The sequence below is a fragment of the Moorella mulderi DSM 14980 genome (assembly GCF_001594015.1).
GTDB lineage: Bacteria > Bacillota > DSM-521 > Neomoorellales > Neomoorellaceae > Neomoorella > Neomoorella mulderi.
Map to the genome: position 1 here is coordinate 1 of NZ_LTBC01000034.1, position 3,129 is coordinate 3,129.

The following is a 3,129-nucleotide window of genomic DNA, read 5'->3' on the forward strand; positions in this document are numbered from 1 at the left end:
CGAAGATTCCGCAAAGTAAAGACCGCTCGACTTGCATGTGTTAGGCACGCCGCCAGCGTTTGTCCTGAGCCAGGATCAAACTCTCCGTAAATATCTTCTCGCTACTCTCGTAGCGCCTTCTTCACGTCTAGCTTGATCCCTGTCCTTATCCTGTACAGGGTCCTCGCTTTTACGTCTGGCTCCTTCCCACTGTTCAGTTTTCAAAGACCTGCTTCGCTGAACGCGACTTTTTTATTCTATCACTTCTTTTGCCCGGTGTCAAGAGGTTTTTCACCCTGCTGCTGCACCATTGAAGTGCGCAATTATATATTCTAGCGTTTTTAATTCGCCCAGTCAACTGTCAATTTCTACCGGGCTATTTTCTCCTCCCTTGTAGGAGCAGTTAATACTATAACACGAATTCTACCGGCAGGCAAGGAAGAGTAAATGATTACAGAGCTAACTGCTTAACATTTCCTTAACATCATCCCCTTTTTTCTTTCTTTTACGCCACTATGCCCCGGTTTCCACGTTTTCCTGGGCGAAAGCTGGCTCTCACTTTGAGGGTCTCCCTGCCTCAGGTTAATGCCCTAAAGTTTATCAGGAACTTTACAGTGAGGTTGAGTACTCAATATGAAACTTGCTTCCATTGACATATATTCTGTAAGGAATATAAGATATGGTTTGAAAAACAACCAGGTAGAGGAGTGAAAACATGCGTTCGTTCAAATCCGAAGTCGCTAAAATCAAGCATGAGGTATTGCGGGAAGTAGCCCGTCTTACCCTCACGGGAAGGCTTGAGAGCGAGATAGACCGGCTCCCGCGAACCTTGACTGATGCGGGCATAACCCGTTACCGTTGCTGTGTGTACAAGGAAAGGGCGATCCTGGCCGAACGGGTTAAGTTTGCCCTCGGTTTTTCACCCCGGGAAGTGGGCGAAGATGAACGCCTGGGAGTCATTGCTGAAAAGAACCTGGCCGGGCACCACGTTACCTCCCCGGTACTGGATATAATTGAGATAGCCTGCGACCGCTGCCCCATTGATCGTTACCTGGTCACCGATGCCTGCCGGGGCTGCGTCGCCCATTTTTGTGTAAACACCTGTCCGAAAAAAGCTATAACAATTGTTGGCCGACGTGCCTATATCGACCAGGAAAAATGCATTGAATGTGGACGATGCAGCCGGGCCTGTTACTTCCATGCTATCGTGGAGGTTAGCCGTCCCTGTGAACGTTCTTGCCTGGCCGGGGCTATTAAACCCGGGCCCAACCGCAACTCGGTGATTGACCGCGAATTTTGCACCGCTTGCGGTACTTGCCTGACAGCGTGCCCCTTTGGAGCTATTGCGGATAAGTCCCAGTTGCCGGAAGTGATTCGCTGGCTCCAGGCAGGCGAACAGGTTGTGGCCGCCCTGGCACCGGCGATTGCCGGCCAGTTTGGTCCCAACGTGTCTGCAGGCCAGGTTATGGCGGCCCTCGCCGAACTGGGTTTTACTGCTACTGCCGAGGTGGCCCGGGGCGCGGACCAGGTGGCTGTACTGGAAGCAAAGGAATTTAGCCAAACGGTGGCGGAAAAAGAATGGCTGGCCAGTTCCTGTTGTCCCGCTTTTGTATCTTTTGTGCGGAAAAATTACCCGGACCTGGCCGATCACCTTGCACCAGTCCCGTCACCGATGGTGGTCCTGGGCCGGATGCTTAAGGCTGAAGCTCCAGGTAGCAAGGTGGTATTTATAGGGCCGTGCATGGCCAAAAAGGAAGAGGCCCTCGGCCCCGGGACTGGCATCGACGCTGTGCTTACTTTTGAAGAACTGGCGGCCTTCCTGGCAGCCAGGGAAATAGACCCCGCTGTTCTCAGCCCGGATTCTGCGCCTACCGGCACTGCTTCGGCGCGGGGCCGGGGTTTCCCGGTAAGCGGTGGTGTTGCCGCAGCGATTGAACAAGCTCTCAAGGAACAGGGAGACACCGTCGAATTCAAACCGGTCCTGGCAAGCGGCCTGGAGGAATGCAAACGGTATCTAAACCTGGCCCGGGCCGGAAAACTGCCGGGGAACTTTTTAGAAGGCATGGCTTGCGAGGGAGGTTGTGTCGGCGGGCCAGCGGCACTGGTCGGGCCGCGGGAAAGCGCCCGGGCAGTGGAAAAATTCTACCGCTGATTTAATAGTGTAGGCCTCTGGCTGAAACGTCAGAGGCCTTATAGATTAACCCCAAGCCGGGGACAAATATCTCCAAGGGGACACTTTGAGCAGTCAGGCCGGTTTTTGCGGCAGAGCTGGTTTGCCAGCCCGTCAATCAGGGCGTGATATTCATTGTAGAGATACTGGTCTTGCGGCAGGTTGGCCATAAAAAACTCCTGCATGCCTTGATAGGTTATCTTTTCATCAAAAAACCCCAGCCTTGAAAATACCCTTCGTGTGTAGGCATCCATGACCATGATGGGATAATTGCCGGCGTAACAGAGGATAGCGTCGGCCGTCTCCGGTCCAATGCCGTAAATAGCCAGTATCTCCGGGCGCAGCTCCGCCAGGGGGCGGGAAAACATGGCGGTCAGAGAACCGTTATACCGTTTCCACAGGTGTTCAACAAAGGCCTTGAGCTTTTTAGCTTTGGTACGGAAATATCCCGCCGGCCGGATATGGGGTTCCAGCTCTGCCGTAGTTGCCCTGTACATGGCTTCGGGGTCGAGTAGGCCTGCCGCTTTGAGATTGGCTATCGCCTGCTCGACATTCTTCCAGGCTACGTTCTGGGTAAGGATGGCACCGACAATGACTTCAAAGGATGTGTCGGCAGGCCACCAGTGGCGCGGGCCAAAATAATTATAAAGCCGGTTATAGATGGCTATCAGCCGCGCCTGGATACCTTCTGAGTTACTGACCCTGTCCGGGCCGGTCGGTAACATACCACCTGGCTTGGCGGATAAGGGTTCCCTGGTCAATATTTTACCAATCCTCACTTTCCCTGTTGAAAATTACTCGCTCAATTATTAGATTGGTACCTACCCCACCCATGAGTGTAAAGAAATCTTGGCCTGGAGGCAAGAATTATTTAGCAACAAAAAGGCCCCTGCTAGGGTTAACCTAACAGGGGTTGAGGGGAATGGCTCCCCGGGCAGGGCTCGAACCTGCAACCACCCGGTTAACAGCCGGGCGCTCTA

The 3,129-nt window shown here is 53.3% G+C and carries 2 protein-coding genes and 1 rRNA gene; 1 reads left to right on the forward strand and 2 read right to left on the reverse strand.

All coding sequences use genetic code 11. From position 1 onward, the window contains the following. Positions 1-91 (reverse strand): 16S ribosomal RNA (locus MOMUL_RS15030); the annotation flags it as partial. 603 nt (positions 92-694) lie between these two features. Between MOMUL_RS15030 and MOMUL_RS15035 the strand changes: the two genes are divergently transcribed. After that, on the forward strand, positions 695-2,131 hold the full coding sequence (locus MOMUL_RS15035; RefSeq protein WP_062286211.1) for a 4Fe-4S dicluster domain-containing protein: 1,437 nt from the start codon (positions 695-697) through the stop codon (positions 2,129-2,131). A 38-nt stretch (positions 2,132-2,169) separates the two neighbouring features. Here the strand turns inward: MOMUL_RS15035 and MOMUL_RS15040 are convergent, their stop codons facing one another. Continuing rightward, positions 2,170-2,874 carry an endonuclease III domain-containing protein gene (locus tag MOMUL_RS15040; protein WP_062286213.1) on the reverse strand — a complete coding sequence of 235 codons (705 nt, stop codon included), beginning with the start codon at positions 2,872-2,874 and terminating at the stop codon, positions 2,170-2,172. Positions 2,875-3,129 lie beyond the last annotated feature (255 nt).